The sequence below is a fragment of the Amycolatopsis sp. Hca4 genome, from assembly GCF_013364075.1.
In the GTDB taxonomy this organism is placed as follows: Bacteria; Actinomycetota; Actinomycetes; order Mycobacteriales; family Pseudonocardiaceae; genus Amycolatopsis.
Genome location: NZ_CP054925.1, coordinates 2,022,869 through 2,038,288 on the forward strand (window position 1 = coordinate 2,022,869; position 15,420 = coordinate 2,038,288).

Below are 15,420 nucleotides of genomic sequence, written 5' to 3' on the forward strand. Positions count from 1 at the left end.
CGCGCAGCAGATCCTGCCGAAGGACCAGTTCAGCTGACCTCGAGGTCCACAACCGACGGCGTGGTCGGCTGCAGCGATCCGGTGGCGGGCTCGACCGTCACCGAGACACCGTCGATTTCGGCGGGCAGCGGGGCCTGGACGATGCCCCCGGGCTCGAGCAGTCCCGCCGACCGCGGCGCGCCCGCCCCCGTCAGCCACACCTCGTAGGCGTGGCCCGCGTCCAGCGGTGGCAGGCCCTCCGCGGCGACGAGGACTTTGCCCAGCTGCCGGGAGACCGTGGCCGAGACCGAGCCGCCGGCCACGGCCGTGCGCACGGTGGTCGCGTCCGGCGCGGACGTCACCGCGCCGCCGTCGGCCACCGGCACCGGGTTGCCGGGGACCGAGTGGTCCAGCCCGATGCTGATCCCGCCGACGAGGACCGCCGCGGCGGCGGCGACGGACGCGATACCGATCAGCGCGCGCTTGCGCCACGGGCGCCGTCGTGCCGGAACGGCGGGTTCGGCCGGGACGCGGGGCGGCAGCTGCCGCGTCTGGGAGATCTCGGCCAGCACACGGCGGCGCAGGCCGGGGTCGGGAGCGACCGCCGCGGCAGCACCCAGGTGGGCGGCGGTCTCCCGGAACCCCGCGACCTCGCCCGCGCAGGTGGGACATTCACCCACGTGCCGGACGAAGGCGGCGCGTTCGAGGTCGTCGACCGCGTCGAGGGTGTACGCGCCGGCGAGGATGTGGGCGTCGGCGGTGGTCATCGGTGCACTCCCAGAGCGTCGCGCAGGCGGACCAGTCCGTCCCGCATGCGGGTCTTGACGGTGCCGATCGCGACACCGAGTTTCTCGGAAACCTCCCGGCAGGTGTAACCCTGAAAGTAGGCGAGCAGGATCGACTCCCGCTGGAGCTCGGTCAGCACCGCCAACGCGGCGCGAACCTGCGCTCGGTCGAGCTGGTCCAGCGTCGTCTCGGTGACGTCGTCGTAAGGGCGACGCAGGTCCAGCCGGTCGGCTCGCTCCTCCCGGTCGACCGCCGACTGCTCGGCACGGACCCGGTCGATCGCGCGCCGGTGCGCGATGGTCAGCGCCCAGGACTGCACTCGTCCGCGCGCGGGGTCGAACGTCGCCGCCTTGCGCCAGATCTCGAGCAGGACCTCCTGGGTGACTTCTTCGGCGTACGCCCGTGAGCGCAGCACGTGGAGCACGGTGCCGAAGATCGGCCCGGCCAGGTGGTCGTAGAGCGCGGCGAAGGCTTGCTCGTCGCCGAGCGCGGTCCGGGCGAGCAGCTGTTCCGGCGTGTTCTCCGGCTCCGGCCCCGTGTCGGGGGCGGCGCGGAGCGCGACTGCGCGGGCGGTCATGGCACCTGTCCTTCCCGGCGGGCGCCGAGTCACCTGCCGCGGTCGGCGGCATGTCACCAGGAGTTCGTCCCGGACGTCCGGTGCGGATTGGTGCCGTGACGAGAAACCCGGCCGGTCACCCGCACGGAGGAGTGCGCCGGAGCTGTCCACAATGGATCAGGCAAGCCGCGGCGGCGGCCGGTCCGAACAGGAGGTGAACTCGATGAGGAGAGTGTGATGCCAGGCTCCACAGTGGTCTCGTTCGGGCACTACCAGCCGGGCCGGACGGTGACGAACGACGAGCTGGCGGACCGGCTGGGAACGTCGGATGCGTGGATCCGCGAACGGGTGGGCGTGCACAGCCGCCGGGTCGCGGCCCCCGGCGAGTCGGTCGCCGACATGGCGACAGCCGCCGCGGAAGCCGCGTTGCGGCGGTCCGGGTGCAGCGCCGCCGACGTCGACCTCGTGATCGTCGCGACGTGCACGGCGTTCGATCGGATGCCCAACGTCGCCTGCCGGGTCGCCGAACGGCTGGGGATCACCGCACCCGGCGCGTTCGACCTCAACGCGGCGTGCTCGGGGTTCTCCTACGCGCTGGCCGCGGCCGACCACGCCATCCGGGCGGACGCCGCGACCCGGGCGATCGTGGTCGGCGTCGACAAGATGAGCGACTTCCTCGACTGGACCGACCGGACCACGTGCGTGATCTTCGGCGACGCCGCCGCGGCCGCCGTCGTCGAGCGCGCCCCGGCCGGGATCGGGCCGGTGGTGTGGGGCTCGGACCCGGCGAAGGGCCGCTGCATCACGCTCGAAGCCGCCGGGCCCGGCTCGCTGCCCGCGGTGTTCCGGCAAGAGGGCCAAGCGGTGTTCCGCTGGGCCACCACCGCACTCGCCCCGATCGCCCGGGAAGCGTGCCGCCGCGCCGGCGTCGACCCGGCCGACCTCGGCGGGGTCGTCACCCACCAGGCCAACGTCCGCATCATCCAAGCGCTGGCCCGCAAGGTCGGTGCGACCGGCGCGGTGATCGCGACGGACGTGGCCGAGTCCGGCAACACCTCGGCCGCGAGCATCCCGCTGGCGTTGTCGAAGCTCGTCGAGCGCCGGGCGATCGTGGCGGGCGCGCCGGTGCTGCTGTTCGGTTTCGGCGCCGGGCTGACGTTCGCCGGGCAGGTCATCAGCTGCCCATGAAACTCTGGGCTTCACCCGATCCAGTGAGACGAAATCACCGCGGACCAATACCGCGACCGCGCCGTCTCGAATTACCGGCATGACCGCCACCGAACTCGACACCCTGGAAGCCCCGTCGGCACCGTCGTGCGCCCGGCTGCGATTCTTCGCCGCCGCGTTCACCGGAATCCTCGCGCTCGCCGCCGCGCTGGCGACCGGGCACCTCGTGGCCGGGTTCATCAGCATCAACGCCTCCCCCTACCTCGCGGTCGGCAACGGCGCCATCGACCTCACCCCGGTCGAGCTGAAGGACTTCGCCGTCCGCACCTTCGGCACCTACGACAAGCTCGTGCTGCTGGGCAGCATGGCGGTGGTCATGGTGCTGGCCGCGGCACTCGCCGGTGTCCTGTCCCGACGGTCACCGGTGCCCGGGACGGTCGTCATCGTCCTGTTCGGACTGCTCGGCGGATTCGCCGTGTCCCGCCGCCCCGACCTGACGACCGTCGCGCTGCTGGCCCCGATCGCGAGCCTCGTGACCGGCGTGGCCGTGTTCCTGCTCCTGCACCGCATCGCGCCCCGTGTCTGGCGGGAAGCGGACTCCGACGAGAAGACCGGAACATCGCGACGGTCGTTCCTGCTGGGCGGCGCCGGGGTGGCCGTCGGCGCGGGCGCGATGGGTCTCGGCGGCCGGCTGATCAGCTCGACCCGGGACGCGACGGCGTCGCGGGAGGCGATCGGCAAGCTCGTGCCCGCGCGGACCGCGCCGATGATCCCGGCCGACGCCGACTTCGCCAAGCTCGGAACCCCGCCGTTCCTGACGCCGAACGACAAGTTCTACCGCGTCGACACCGCGTTGTCGGTGCCTCAGCTGCGCGCCGAGGACTGGAGCCTGCGCCTGCACGGCATGGTCGACCGCGAAGTCCGTTTCAGCTACAACGACATCCGCAACCGGCCGTTGGTCGAGCGGACGGTCACGATGACGTGCGTGTCCAATGAGGTCGGTGGCGACTACGTGTCGACGTCGAACTTCATCGGCGTCGACCTGGCCGACCTGCTCGCCGAAGCCGGCGTGAAACCCGGCGCCGAGCAGCTGTTCTGCACCAGCGTCGACGGCTGGACGTCGGGCACGCCGGTCGCGGCAGGGCAGGACCGCGCCCGCGGCGCGATGCTCGCGATCGGGATGAACGGCGAGCCGCTGCCGCTGGAGCACGGCTTCCCGGCCCGGCTCGTCACCCCCGGCCTCTACGGCTACGTCTCGGCGACGAAATGGGTCGTGGACATCGAGGTCACGACGTGGGCGGCGCGCCAGGCGTACTGGCTCAAGCGGAGCTGGAGCCAGGAGGCGCCGATCAAGACGGAGTCCCGGATCGACTCCCACCGCGGCTTCGCCAACGTCCAAAAGGGAAAGGTGCGGGTCGCCGGGGTCGCGTGGGCACAGCACACCGGGATCGAGAAGGTCGAGGTGCGCATGGACCAGGGTCCGTGGCAGGAGACGACGTTGTCGAAGGAGGTCAACCTGAACACCTGGCGGATGTGGTGGACCGAAATCGACATCCCTGCCGGGGTGCACCAGGTGTTCTGCCGTGCCACGGACAAGTCCGGCTACACCCAGACCGACATGCGCGCGGGCACCGTCCCGAACGGCGCTACAGGGTGGCACAACGTCACGTTCACCGCCGCCTGAGAAATATTTTCCGATCGACCAATCCGGGCCCGGCCGGGCACCGAATAACCAGCAACAAGAGGTTCTCGCCGACTGGGCAACCTCAGCCGCGTAATCAATTGGAGTGAATTCTCGTGCGTAATCTTCGTATTGCCGGTATTGGTCTGACCGCGGCCGCCGCGCTCACCCTCACCGCGTGCAGCGGCAGCGACTCCGCGTCTTCGGGCAGCTCGAGTGCGCCCGCGCCGTCCTCGTCCGCGGCCGCCCCGTCCTCCAGCGCCGACGCGGGCGCCTCGGACGGCATGACCACCAACGCCGACGTCTTCGGCCCCGCCTGCTCCCAGCTGCCGCAGGGTTCCGCGCCGGGTTCGCTCGACTCGATGGGCCCGCAGCCCGTCGCCTCCGCCGCCTCGACCAACCCGCTGCTGACCAAGCTCGTCGCCGCGGTCAAGGCCACCAACCTGGTCGACACCCTCAACAGCCAGCAGGCCATCACCGTGTTCGCGCCCGCCGACCCGGCCTTCGCCGCCCTCGGCGACGCGAAGTTCAACGAACTGGCGGGCAAGCCGGCCGAGCTGGCCCCGATCCTGCAGTACCACGTCGTCGGCAAGCGCTACAACGCCAAGGGCCTCGAAAGCGCCGGCACCCTCGACACGCTGAACACCGCCGGCGGGCCGCTGAAGATCGAGGGCTCGGGCGACAACCTGACCGTCAACGGCGCGAAGATCCTGTGCGGCAACATCCCCACCAAGAACGCCACCGTCTTCGTGATCGACAAGGTCCTCACCCCGGGCACCAACAAGTAAACACCGACGTCCGGTCGCCGACGGGTGACCTGACACCGTACGGCCGCCTCGGCTCCACTACCTCCTGGAGCCGGGGCGGCCGTCCTTCTGGTCTGGCGGCGGGTAGCAGGAGATCCGCCGCCGGGGGGACGCCGAAGCGGCGGCGTCCTGCCGGTCGTCGTCACCGCTGGGTCACTCCAGGGCGGTGACGGCGGCCGGCCCTACCCCGGCTCCTGCGCTCAGCGCAGCTGAATGCCACCACCGGCAACGTTTCCCCGGCCGCTGCAATCAGCGACCGAGCCGATGTACTTGCTGTCCGCCACGGTCGTCCAGCTGCCGTAGCTGATCGCGCCGTTCCCGCACTGCGCGTACACGCGGTACTGGCCGTACCCGGCGGGAAGCCGGGAGCACTTCACGTGGAAGTTCACCCCGCTCGCGCTGGTGTTGTACGTGCAGTCGGATGTGGTGCCGGCCGCGGCAACCCCCGTGGTGACCGCCGGCCCGCCGCCGATCATGACGGCCACGGCCACCAGAGATGTGCGCACGCTCATCGAATTCCCCTCTCCTGCTTGCCAATTCGACACAGCGGACACGGCCGGCCCGGCCAGCGGGTTGATCTCCATTGACCTGATTCACCCGATCGGGTAAGCAGATGGGTCGCGATCAGGGAACGGCGGGAAAGACCTTGAGCGGTACCAGCGCCCACACCACCTTGCCCACGCTGTCGGCGCGAACGCCCCAGTCCACGGTCAGCTGGTCCACCAACCGGAGGCCGAATCGGCCGGATCCCGGCCCACACGCGCGCACCGGCGTGACGTCCGGATCCGCGTCACGGACTTCGACCAGCAGGTTCTCGGCGGCGCGGGTGACCCGCAACTCGTGGACCGCGGTGGTGTGCTGGTAGGCATTGCCGACCAGTTCGTCGATCACGAGCAGGACACCGCCGAACCGATCGTCGGGGCACGCCCCGAAGGTGAGCGCCTCGGCGACCACGGACCGAACCTGGCGAAGATCCGGCCGATCGCTGAGCGCGACCGTCGTTTTGGCCGCCGCGGCGAGCCGATCGGTGAGTCGCGCCAACTCCTGGTCGAAATCCATTGCTGAAACCGGCTTCCCTAGACACCTGCCCCGGTTCGGTGTTCGGGCCGGTTTGCCATCCGGATTGGTGCCGGGAGCCGGATTCACCGGTTCAGTCGAACGTGAAGGAGTAGGCCTGGCCGCCAGGGTGATCATCCGAGAGGGACGGCCGTCGTCGGTCGAGACGGTGATCGTGCCGGTTCCGGCCAGGATCGGATAGCGCCGCAGATGCGGGACCAGCGGGCGAGCGGGTGCGGAGCCAGGCCGGCCCGCACCCGCCCGGACGGCGTCAGTGCGGCAGGTGGAAGTCGTTACCGGAACCGATGGTCAGGTGGCTCAGGTCGGCGCCGATGTTGCCGCTGAGGGCGCCTTCGCCGATGTTGCCGACGACGTCGTGGACGTCGGAGATGTTGCCGCTGTGCGAGGCGATGTCGCCGACGTGGCTGGTGACGTCGCCGAGGGTGCCGTTGTGCGAGATGTCGCCGACGTGGCTCGTGATGTCGCCGACGCCGTGCGCGGTGACGTCGCCGATCGTGTGCTCGAGCCCGGTGTTCACACCGAGGTTGCCGGTGAGGTCGCCGATCGTCGAGCCGACGCCCTGCGCGCCGTCGACGGCCGAGGTCAGCCCGGAGACGTTCTGCAGGCCCGAGGTGAGGTTTCCGCCGTCGAGAGCGCCGGTGACGTCGCCGCCCGCGACGTGCCCGGTGACGTCGCCGACCGCGCCGGTCACCGTGGTGACCGGGTCGAGCTGGCCGCCGCCGACGTGGTCGATGGAGCTGGTGAGGTCACCCGCCGCGCTGAAGGGATCGGTGATGTTCTGGGTGAGGGCGGTCATCCCGCTGACGGCGCCCAGCACGTTGTTCTCGGAGGTGGCGTCGCCGAGGGAGAGGTTCTGGGTGAGGGCCTTGAGCTGCTCGATGGCGCCGGCCTGGCCGGTGGTGATCGAGCCGAGGTCCAGGCCGTTCTGGCCGCCCAGGGTGCCCACCGGCGCGAAGTCCAGGACGAGCGGGAGGATGTCGTGCAGGTCGGCGCCGGAGATGTCGCCGAGGCCCGCGCCGTCGAGCGTGCCCTGCGGGTCGTCGCCGAAGGCGGTGCGGGCGGACGGGTCGTTGAGCAGGTTGAGCGTGAATTCGTACAGCGACTGCGCCGGGTTCATGGATCAGGCTCTCTGTGGGGGTCGGTTGCGCCGGTGACAAGCGGATCACCGGCTGAGCCGACGCTAGAGCGGGGCTGGGGTGCCCGGCATCGGGTGTGACGCCTAGTGGTGATCTTCGGAATCCCCGAGGGGGAATCGTCACCCGTTAGGGGATTGCCGGGCGGAGTGGCGCAGACCTCATCCGCGAACAGGGGGCCGTAGGGCCTGTCCGCCCCGCGTCGCGGGCCGAACTCCTGATGGATGGCCGAAACTCCGGTCACCGTCAAGGAGGTGCCCCGATCGTGCAGGAGCTGCTGTCGGCCCCGCTGCAGAAGTTGCTGGCCGGGATCGACACCCGGCCGGAGGACCCGGTCCGGGTGATCCTGTCGGGGCCACCCGGGCACGGGAAGTCGACGGTGCTGACCGCGATCGGCCGGCACTACCGCGCCGCCGGGGTCCCGGTGATCGACCGCGCCGCCCTGCCCGGGGCCTCTTCCGCGACCGGCGGGGCCGTCCTGGTCGACGACGCGGACACGCTCACCCCGTCGGCTGCCGAGGCCCTCGTGCGCCTGGCCGGCGAGACGTCCCGCCTCGTGCTCACCCACACCCCCGGCGCGGCGGGGTCGATCGCCGCACCGCTGGCCACTACGGAGGCCCGACACCTGCGCTTGGCGCCGTGGGCGACGGAGGACGTGGCTCGCTTCGCCACGAGCGTGCTCGGGCGGTCGCTGACCGGCGAGCGGGCAACCGCGGTACAGCAGGCGACGGCGGGTGTCCCGAGGCTGGTGGCCCGGTGCTTCGCCCTACCCGCCGAGGAGCTGGTCGACCAGCTGCGCGCCGAGCTGGACGGACTCGGCGAGGCCGCGCTGACCTACCTCGTGGCCGCCGGGATCGGCGGCGAGCACGACGTGGAACTGCTCGCCACGGTGTTGGACGACGTCGCGGCCGTCGTCGCCGGGATCCGTGCCGCCGGACTGCTCGCCGCCGGCGACACCGTGCCCCCGCTCGTGGCGCGGGCGGTCCGCGACCACGTCACCCCCGGCCGGCAGCTGGCTGTGCTGGTCCGGCTGCTCGAGACCCGATTGGCCTCCGGGCAGCCGGTCCTGCCGATCACCCGGGAACTGCGGCGTCTCGGGGCGACCGGCGACCTGCCGCGCGCCGGGCTCGAAGCGGCGGCCGCCGAGGCGGCCGCCGACGACCCTGGGCTGGCCGCCGACCTCTACGCCGCGGCGGCCCGCGAAGGCAGTCCGGTGGAGCGCCTGGCGCCTGGCTGGGCCCGGGCCGCGGTGCTCGCCGGGCGGCTGGACACGGCCTTGCGGCTCGGGGACGAACTGCTGAGCGCGGCGGTGCCCGAAGCGCGGGCCGAGGGGGCCCTGCTCACTGGCACCGTCCTCGCCCGCCGCGGCGACCTCGCCCGCGGTGCCGAGCTTCTGCGCTGGTCGGGCGACCCGGGGGCGCGCCGGCTCGCGGACCTCGCCGGGATCGCGCTCGGGCACGTGCTGCCCGAGGCCGACGAGCCTCCGTCACGACCGCTGTCCGCCTACGGGCATGTCGCGGGCCGGCTGCTCGACGGGATCCGGGCATCGGTCTCGGGTCGTCCGGACACGGCGCTGGCGACGCTGCTCGGCGCCGCGGACTCCGCCGCGGCCACCGGCGTCGACCACCTGCTGCCGGACTCGCCCGCGGTCCTGACGGCCGTGGTGGCCTTGCACGCCGGGGAGTTCGAGCTCGCGCGCGGCGTCCTCACCCGGGCGGCGGCGAACAAGCGGCACACCTTGCTGCTCGGCTGGACCGAGCTGCTCGCCGGCGACCTCACCGCCGCCGCGGCCCACCGGACGGCCGTACGTCACCAAGACGTCGTCCTGGCGCCCCGCGACGACCTGCTCCTACGGGCCCTCGACCTCGGGCTCGCGCGACGCGGCGAGACTCCGGAAGCGGTGCGCAAGCACTGGAACCCGGCTTACGAGGCGATGATGCGCCAGCCGCTCGACCTGTTCACCCTGCTGCCGCTCGGCGAGCTACTGGTCGCGGCGGCCCGGCTGGGCGAGGGCTTCCGCGTCGCCGCGCACCACGATCGTGCCCTCGCCCTGCTGGAACGGCACGGCTCACCACCGCTGTGGGCGGACTGGCTGCGCTGGTCGGCGTTCCACGCCGCGATCGTCGGCGGTGACCGGGAAACCGCACGAAGATCGCTGGGTTCGTTCGATCCGGTCGCCGGGCGGCTCGGGTCCGCGCTGGCCGCGGCCGGCGCGCAATGGCTCGCTGTCCTGGACGGCGCCGTCGAGCCGGATCGGGTGCTGGCCGCGGCAGACAGCCTGCATCGAGCCGGTCTTCGCTGGGACGCGGCGCGGCTGGCCGGGCAGGCGGCGATCCGCGCCACCGACCGCGCGGCGATGATTTCCCTGCTGCGTGCGGCCAAACGGTTCACCCACGGCATGACCGCTCCCGAAGAGCCGGCCGCGGTCACGCCGGCCGAACCGCCCGCGTTGACCACACGCGAACGCGAAATCGGCCGCCTGCTCGTGGACGGCCACATCTACCGTGAGATCGGCGAGCGGCTCCACATCTCCGGCAAGACGGTCGAACACCACGTCGGGCGGATCCGCGCCAAGCTCGGCGTCACCGATCGCCGCACGCTCGTGACGCTGCTGAGCGGCATGCTCGGCGACGACGGATGAGCTCTCGAACGTGACGAAGCGGGACACCGGGTACGTCCGGTGCCCCGCTTCGCCTGCAGCCGAAGGGGTGGTCAGCCGAGGTCGAGCAAGCCACCGCCGAGGAGGCCGTCGTAGCAGTCGCCCTCGTCGTTGTCGTGGTGGCCGCCGGTGATGTGCAGGCCGAGCAAGATGCTCAGGTGCAAACCGTAGTGGTGGCCGGGTTCGTGGTCCGTGGCCGAGGCGGTTGCCTGCGGGGTCATTGTGGAGGCCGAAGCCGCGACCGGGGCGGCCAGCAGGAAGCCGAGTGCCGCGGCGGGCAGCGCGGCGGTCGCCAGAATGCGACGGCGGAGTGTGCTCACGGTGAATCTCCTTCTCCTCGAACGAACATCGGACCCGATCCCGGCGGGATCACGGACCATTCGAAGCGACCGGCCACAGTGGACAGGGCCGCGGAGCTCGGACCAGCCCTGTGGGTGACGAATCAGCGATTCAGGCGGGCCCGGGCAGGAGCACCGGCGAAGTCGTCGGCTGCGGCGAGCCGGCGACCGGTTCGGTGGTGATCGCTACCCAGCCGGTGCTGAGGGGAAGGGCGGCCGTCGTCGCGCCTTCGCTGTGCAGCAGGTGCTGCCGCGAGTCGGCCGTACTCACTCGATCGGGCCAACTGCGATGGTGCAGCCATCCGTACCCGCCGCGGCAGCGAACGCACCGGTGAAGGCCGCCCAATCCGGTTCGGCGTCGACGCCGAACGACCACCACAAGGCGGCGGCGTCGTGGGTCCACGGTGGACCGCCCTGGCCCCTCGATTCGGAGTGATCTTTCGTGAACAAGCTTCGTGCCGCCGGAATCGGCCTGACCGCGGCCGCCGCGCTGACCGCGTGCGGTGTCGGAGGCTCCGTCTCCTCGATCTCCAGCAGTTCGATGGCCCCCGCGACGTCGATGTCGGCGAGCGCCGCGGGCATGACGGGATCCCCGGACGGCGTGACGACCAACGCCGACGTGTTCGGCCCCGCCTGCTCCCAGCTGCCACCGGGCTCCGCGCCCGGCTCGCTCGACTCCATGGGCCCGCAGCCGGTCGCCTCGGCCGCGTCGACCAACCCGCTGCTGACCAAGCTCATCGCCGCGGTGAAGGCCACCAACCTGGTCGACACACTCGACAGCCAGGAAGCGATCACGGTGTTCGCGCCCGCCGACCCGGCGTTCGCCGCGTTGGGCGACGCGAAGTTCGCCGAGCTGGCGGGCAAGCCGGCCGAGCTGGCGCCGATCTTGCAGTACCACGTCGTCGGCAAGCGCTACGACGCCAAAGGCCTCGCCACGGCCGGCTCGGTCGACACCTTGAACACGGCCGGCGGCCCGGTCAAGATCGAGGGCTCGGGCGAGAACATGACCGTCAACGGCGCGAAGATCCTCTGCGGCAACATCCCCACGAAGAACGCCACGGTCTTCGTGATCGACAAGGTGCTGACTCCCGGCACCACCAAGTAGCACGGGCTCCGGGCCGCGAATGGCGGTCAGGCGAACATCTGCATCCCGCCGAAGAACACCACCAGCAGCGCCCCGATACCGAAGCCCGTCAAGAGCGCGCCGCCGAGGCCGGGCCGGATCCGGACTCCCGCGTAGGCCAGACCCAGCGCGAGCATCATCCAGGCGCCCACGGAGGCGAGGTGCGTCATCATGGTGCTGCTGAGATCGAACGCGACTTTCGCGCCGCCAGCCACGATCAGGGCGAAGACGACCGAGATTCCCGCGCGGATCCACCGGTTCCTGGTCGTACCGCCGGTCGAGGCCGGGTGCGGATGACTGCGGGTCATGGTGACCTCCTCGTCGGATCACTCCAGTCTCACACGGTTCGCACTCGGTGATCCTTACCGCGCGATTACCGGTGCTCGGGCGTCTCGGCGAAGGCGACGTGTGCGGCGCGGGCGCGGTTCCGCCGATGATGGCGGCCACGACGACCCACGAGGAAACGTTGAGCTGGGCGACGCCGGAGAGTCCGTGACCGAGGGTGCAGCCGCCGGCGAGCCGGCCGCCCGCGCCGAGCAGGAACCCGCCGGCGGCCAGGCGGACGTAGCGGACCGGTCGCTCGCCGCGGACGTGGAGATCGCCTGTCACCTGGGCGGCGATCGCGCCGCCCAGGACGATCCCCGGCAGGAACGCTGTCAGCCACCAGTTCGGTTCGCCGTCGGCGAGACCGGCCACGGCGCCGACCGTGCTGGGGCCGAAGCTCGCGCCGCCGGAGCCGGCCAGTACCCAGCCCAGGATCGTCACGACGCCGAGGGCAACCCCGGCGACCGGCCAGTTCCACTGCCCGCGCCGCGGCTGATCCGCGTGACGCCACAAGCACAATGCCGCGACGACGGCGGCGAGGAACGCGAAGGCCACCCGCGGGACGCCGAGCAGAGCGGGAAGGGTCGCGGCGGGTCCCGGTGGCAGCAGCGTCGGCCCGGGCAGCGCGACCTGGCGTACGGACAGCTCGCCCGCGGCCCAGCCGCCGAGGCCGGCCACGCAGCCGAGCATGCCCGAGCCGAGTTTGAAGAACAGGCCCGAAACACACGTGCCGGCCACCGCCATACCCACACCGATCACGAACCCGCCGACGACGTCGGCGACCGGCGTGAACGGCAGCCCTGGGTTCAGACCGTCGAGAGCGGAGTCACGAACAGCGCCGAGAGTCCCACCGCGGCGACCGCCACGCCCGGCAGCCAGCTCCGGGCGAGCAGGAAACGCCCGATCAGGACGCCCGCGAAGGTCGAGTGAAAGCATAGCTGCGCTCGTTGCAGCACGTAGCCCATCGCTATCCCGGCGATCCCGCCGGTGACGATCGTGATCGTGGGTCCGGGGATGACGTTCCTCCTCTACCGTTCCCGGGTGGTTCGGAACCCGGCCGCCACCGGATCGGTCGCGCGCACGGGCGCCGCGGCTGCTGCCCGGTGGTCTCGTTGCGCGGGGACGGCGGGAACGGTGGAACTGTCTGCTGTGGACGCTCGTGTGGCGAGGACGATCGCCGCGGCGAGCAACACGATGTCCTTGAGCACGTACTGGCCCTCGAGGGTCGGTGCGTGCCCGGGACCGCTGAACAACCGGCTGGGAAGCAGCGCGAGCGGGGAGAGGATCCCGGCCAGCTCCAGCGCCAGCAGATACCGGACCCGGTGGAACCACCAGCCGGTCACCAGCGACAGCCCGATCACGCATTCGAGCGCCGCCGTCCCGGCCAGCGCGACGGAAAAGGGAACCAGCGCCGGCACCGCTCCCCCGGTCAGCTCGTGGATCGTGGCCTCGACCAGTTTCTCGGCGGGACTGACGCCGGGAAAGAACTTGAGCACACCGAATCCCAGGAATACCAGGCCCATGCTGATCCGCAGCAGGGTCAGCCCGTGCCGTACCGCCAAACCGGCCAGGAGGTCGTGGACGAGCCGGCCGAGTCAGCTCGCGGACCGCCGAAACCGTCACCGCGGTCCCGCCCGCCACCAGCAGGTCGTCGCCGGCCCGCAGGTCCTCCGCGTCCACCCAGCCCCGCTGCGAAAGGCACCCAGAACGGGTGACCATCGGTCGCCACGATCGGGGCCTGGCCCGCCACCGTGATGCGGACAAGGTGCCTCCACCCCTGCCCGATGATCGTCGCGACCACCTCGCGGGACGTAGTACGGCCCGTCGAAACGTCTGTGGCCAGCACCCGGTCGCCAAGCCGGATCTCTTCGATCGGACGACGGCTCCCGTCGGCCATCAGCACCAGCGTGCCCGGCGCGAAGCTGTTGCACCCCGTCACCTTCGACAGGCGTTCCTCGGCCTGCTCGACCCGCCGCAGATCCGCTGCCGCCTTGTCGCGGCGCCTCATCCACGTCAGCGTGTCCTTGAACGCCGACACGATCTTGTCGACGATCTTGCCGCCCTTGAGCACCTTGCCCCATGGCAGCGACGTCAGGATTTCCCAGGCGCAGCCGGCCAGGTTGAAGTCCTTGATGCAGTTGTCGACGACGCCCTTCACGCCGATGATCTCCTGCAGGATGTCATCACCGACCTGGATCGCCACGTCGATCCAGCTGCGCTTGTCCGCCGCCGCCTTCTTGGCCTCCTCGTACTCCGCCTGACTGAGACCCGCTTCCTTGAGCGCCTGCTGCTTCGCGTCACCCGCGCCCGCACCACCGCCGCCCGCCCACGGCGGGTCGATCCAGATCCGGTAGTAGAAGACCTGCACAACCCAATAAGTCACTGCCACCAGCATCACGACCGGCATGAACAGCCCGACGATGTAGAGCGCCCAGACGAACGTCGTCACCGAAGTTCGCTTGGCCACCGAGACGGTCTTCCAGTACAGGCCGTTCGGGTCCGAGTTCGTCACCGGCGAGTTGTTGCCGTAGGCGTACCCGTTGAGCTGCTGCGGATCGTCGAAATCCAGTACCGGGTCGGCCGAGGCGAACCGGCCGGTCACCGGGTCGTACTCACGGGCGCCGAGGTGGGTCAGGCCGCTGTCGTCCTTCGTACCGCCGACGAAGCCCTTGTCGTCGGACCAGGACGCCGGCTGCTTCCCACGCGGGTTGCCGAACGGATCGGCCTGGCGGCTCTTGCCCTCCAAAGTGGACGCGTTGATGGTCATCGACGCCGTACCCTGGTGGTCACCCAGCAGCCACGACAGGCCGCCACCCGAGCCGGACGTCCGCACCGCGACCTCCAAGCCGCCGTGGTCGTAGTACCGCCGCCCGGTCAGCTCCTGGGTCGCGTTGCGGACGACCAGTTCCACGCCGTCGAGGTAGAGCGTCGTGATCCCGGACTCGCGCTTGATGAGCCGTCCGCCGTCGGCGTCGTAGACGAACGATGGGTACGGAGCATCGTGGATCACGCGTGGCTACGGTCCGGACAACTCGGGCGGGCCGGGGTTGGCGGTGTAGAGCAGGTGAATGACCGCGAGCTGGCAGGCGTCCTGGTTGGTGGGCTTGTTCTTCAGGCCGATGGACGCTCCGGTGAAGGGCGTCGACCCACCGGGGCCCAGGGTCCGTTCCACCAGCATCCTCGCGTTGAGCAGGAAGTAGTCGCCGGCGTCGCACGGACCGGGAAATGCCCCGCCCAGGACGGTCACCGAGGTTATCTCGACCTTCACCGCCGTGATGTAGGTGCTGTCGAGACTGTTGTTCACGACCAGGCCGGCGATGGCCACCGGCGCACGACCGGGCGCGAGGTCGTTCATCGTCGAGGTTTGCGTGACGGTCAGGGAATTGTCGGTAGTGGCCCCGTTGGCACCACAGTCCGAGCTCGAGGCCTGCGCGGGTGCTCCCGGCGGGACCACGAACGCGACGACGACGAGCGACAGGACCACCAGGGTGGCAGCGGCCGCTCGTGCGCGCCTTCGCCGGTGCCGGGTCGCGAACACCATGGCCGCGCCGAGGAGCACGGCCCCGATCGCAATGATCAGGAGCAAGCCGATGTTCAAGCCGATGCCGGTGTAAGCCAGCGGGTAGCAGTTCACGATGCCGCCGTCCGGTTGGGTTCGGTTTCGTCGGCGGTCGCGATGGGCGCCGTCGACGTCGGAGGTGGCGCACTCGGCGTCGGGGCAGGTCCGGTTTCGGCCGGCGACGTCTCGGGTGTACCGGGCGCGGTCGTCGGCTCCGTGGACGACGTGGGGT

The 15,420-nt window shown here is 71.1% G+C and carries 17 protein-coding genes and 1 pseudogene; 5 read left to right on the top strand and 13 right to left on the bottom strand.

Annotated features, from left to right (window positions below):
- Positions 1–29: 29 nt before the first annotated feature.
- Positions 30–746: an anti-sigma factor gene (locus HUT10_RS08880; RefSeq protein ID WP_176170737.1), complete on the bottom strand. Its 717-nt coding sequence runs from the start codon at positions 744–746 to the stop codon at positions 30–32.
- A complete protein-coding gene (gene sigK / locus HUT10_RS08885) occupies positions 743–1,342 on the bottom strand; it encodes an ECF RNA polymerase sigma factor SigK (protein ID WP_176170738.1) in 600 nt (199 codons plus the stop codon). The genes HUT10_RS08880 and sigK overlap by 4 nt, the downstream gene beginning before the upstream one ends.
- Positions 1,343–1,558: 216 nt before the next feature.
- On the opposite strand from sigK, the gene HUT10_RS08890 reads away from it, so the two are divergent.
- The 3 genes from HUT10_RS08890 (at position 1,559) to HUT10_RS08900 (ending at position 4,957) form a co-directional block, all read left to right on the top strand.
- Positions 1,559–2,509: a beta-ketoacyl-ACP synthase III gene (locus HUT10_RS08890; protein ID WP_176170739.1), complete on the top strand. Its 951-nt coding sequence runs from the start codon at positions 1,559–1,561 to the stop codon at positions 2,507–2,509.
- 79 nt (positions 2,510–2,588) lie between these two features.
- Positions 2,589–4,172 (top strand): molybdopterin-dependent oxidoreductase, encoded by a 1,584-nt coding sequence (locus tag HUT10_RS08895; RefSeq protein WP_176170740.1) that lies wholly within the window; start codon positions 2,589–2,591, stop codon positions 4,170–4,172.
- 113 nt (positions 4,173–4,285) lie between these two features.
- Positions 4,286–4,957: a fasciclin domain-containing protein gene (locus tag HUT10_RS08900; RefSeq protein ID WP_176170741.1), complete on the top strand. Its 672-nt coding sequence runs from the start codon at positions 4,286–4,288 to the stop codon at positions 4,955–4,957.
- A 218-nt stretch (positions 4,958–5,175) separates the two neighbouring features.
- Here HUT10_RS08900 and HUT10_RS08905 read toward each other — a convergent pair whose 3' ends face one another.
- The 3 genes from HUT10_RS08905 to HUT10_RS08915 all read right to left on the bottom strand — a co-directional run bounded on the left by HUT10_RS08905 (position 5,176) and on the right by HUT10_RS08915 (position 7,169).
- On the bottom strand, positions 5,176–5,559 hold the full coding sequence (locus HUT10_RS08905; protein ID WP_176170742.1) for a hypothetical protein: 384 nt from the start codon (positions 5,557–5,559) through the stop codon (positions 5,176–5,178).
- Positions 5,560–5,599: 40 nt separating this feature from the next.
- Complete coding sequence (locus tag HUT10_RS08910) at positions 5,600–6,034, bottom strand: ATP-binding protein (RefSeq protein WP_176170743.1); 435 nt, start codon at positions 6,032–6,034, stop codon at positions 5,600–5,602.
- A 268-nt stretch (positions 6,035–6,302) separates the two neighbouring features.
- Entirely contained in the window at positions 6,303–7,169 is an 867-nt protein-coding gene (locus tag HUT10_RS08915; RefSeq protein WP_176170744.1) for an IniB N-terminal domain-containing protein, read from the bottom strand.
- Between the two features lie 281 nt (positions 7,170–7,450).
- Between HUT10_RS08915 and HUT10_RS51805 the strand changes: the two genes are divergently transcribed.
- Entirely contained in the window at positions 7,451–9,826 is a 2,376-nt protein-coding gene (locus tag HUT10_RS51805; RefSeq protein ID WP_176170745.1) for a LuxR C-terminal-related transcriptional regulator, read from the top strand.
- A gap of 71 nt (positions 9,827–9,897) precedes the next feature.
- Here the strand turns inward: HUT10_RS51805 and HUT10_RS08925 are convergent, their stop codons facing one another.
- From HUT10_RS08925 to HUT10_RS50730, 3 genes are all read right to left on the bottom strand, one after another.
- The gene (locus tag HUT10_RS08925) at positions 9,898–10,164 is read right to left on the bottom strand and encodes a hypothetical protein (protein WP_176170746.1); all 267 of its coding nucleotides are present in this window, start codon (positions 10,162–10,164) and stop codon (positions 9,898–9,900) included.
- Positions 10,165–10,294: 130 nt separating this feature from the next.
- A complete protein-coding gene (locus HUT10_RS08930; protein ID WP_176169274.1) occupies positions 10,295–10,453 on the bottom strand; it encodes a hypothetical protein in 159 nt (52 codons plus the stop codon).
- A complete protein-coding gene (locus HUT10_RS50730; protein ID WP_254896767.1) occupies positions 10,450–10,764 on the bottom strand; it encodes a hypothetical protein in 315 nt (104 codons plus the stop codon). The genes HUT10_RS08930 and HUT10_RS50730 overlap by 4 nt, the downstream gene beginning before the upstream one ends.
- On the opposite strand from HUT10_RS50730, the gene HUT10_RS08935 reads away from it, so the two are divergent.
- Positions 10,724–11,287, top strand: coding sequence for a fasciclin domain-containing protein (locus HUT10_RS08935; protein ID WP_254896768.1), 564 nt, complete (start codon positions 10,724–10,726; stop codon positions 11,285–11,287). The genes HUT10_RS50730 and HUT10_RS08935 overlap by 41 nt on opposite strands.
- Before the next feature lie 26 nt (positions 11,288–11,313).
- Here HUT10_RS08935 and HUT10_RS08940 read toward each other — a convergent pair whose 3' ends face one another.
- From HUT10_RS08940 to HUT10_RS50750, 5 genes and pseudogenes are all read right to left on the bottom strand, one after another.
- Positions 11,314–11,613: a hypothetical protein gene (locus HUT10_RS08940; RefSeq protein WP_254896769.1), complete on the bottom strand. Its 300-nt coding sequence runs from the start codon at positions 11,611–11,613 to the stop codon at positions 11,314–11,316.
- A 175-nt stretch (positions 11,614–11,788) separates the two neighbouring features.
- Positions 11,789–12,565: pseudogene (locus HUT10_RS52115) on the bottom strand (YeeE/YedE thiosulfate transporter family protein); the annotation flags it as partial.
- 92 nt (positions 12,566–12,657) lie between these two features.
- The gene (locus HUT10_RS50740) at positions 12,658–13,191 is read right to left on the bottom strand and encodes a DoxX family protein (protein ID WP_176170748.1); all 534 of its coding nucleotides are present in this window, start codon (positions 13,189–13,191) and stop codon (positions 12,658–12,660) included.
- Positions 13,170–14,639 (bottom strand): RHS repeat-associated core domain-containing protein, encoded by a 1,470-nt coding sequence (locus HUT10_RS50745; protein ID WP_254896771.1) that lies wholly within the window; start codon positions 14,637–14,639, stop codon positions 13,170–13,172. The genes HUT10_RS50740 and HUT10_RS50745 overlap by 22 nt, the downstream gene beginning before the upstream one ends.
- Before the next feature lie 6 nt (positions 14,640–14,645).
- The gene (locus HUT10_RS50750; protein WP_254896772.1) at positions 14,646–15,263 is read right to left on the bottom strand and encodes a hypothetical protein; all 618 of its coding nucleotides are present in this window, start codon (positions 15,261–15,263) and stop codon (positions 14,646–14,648) included.
- Positions 15,264–15,420: the final 157 nt, after the last annotated feature.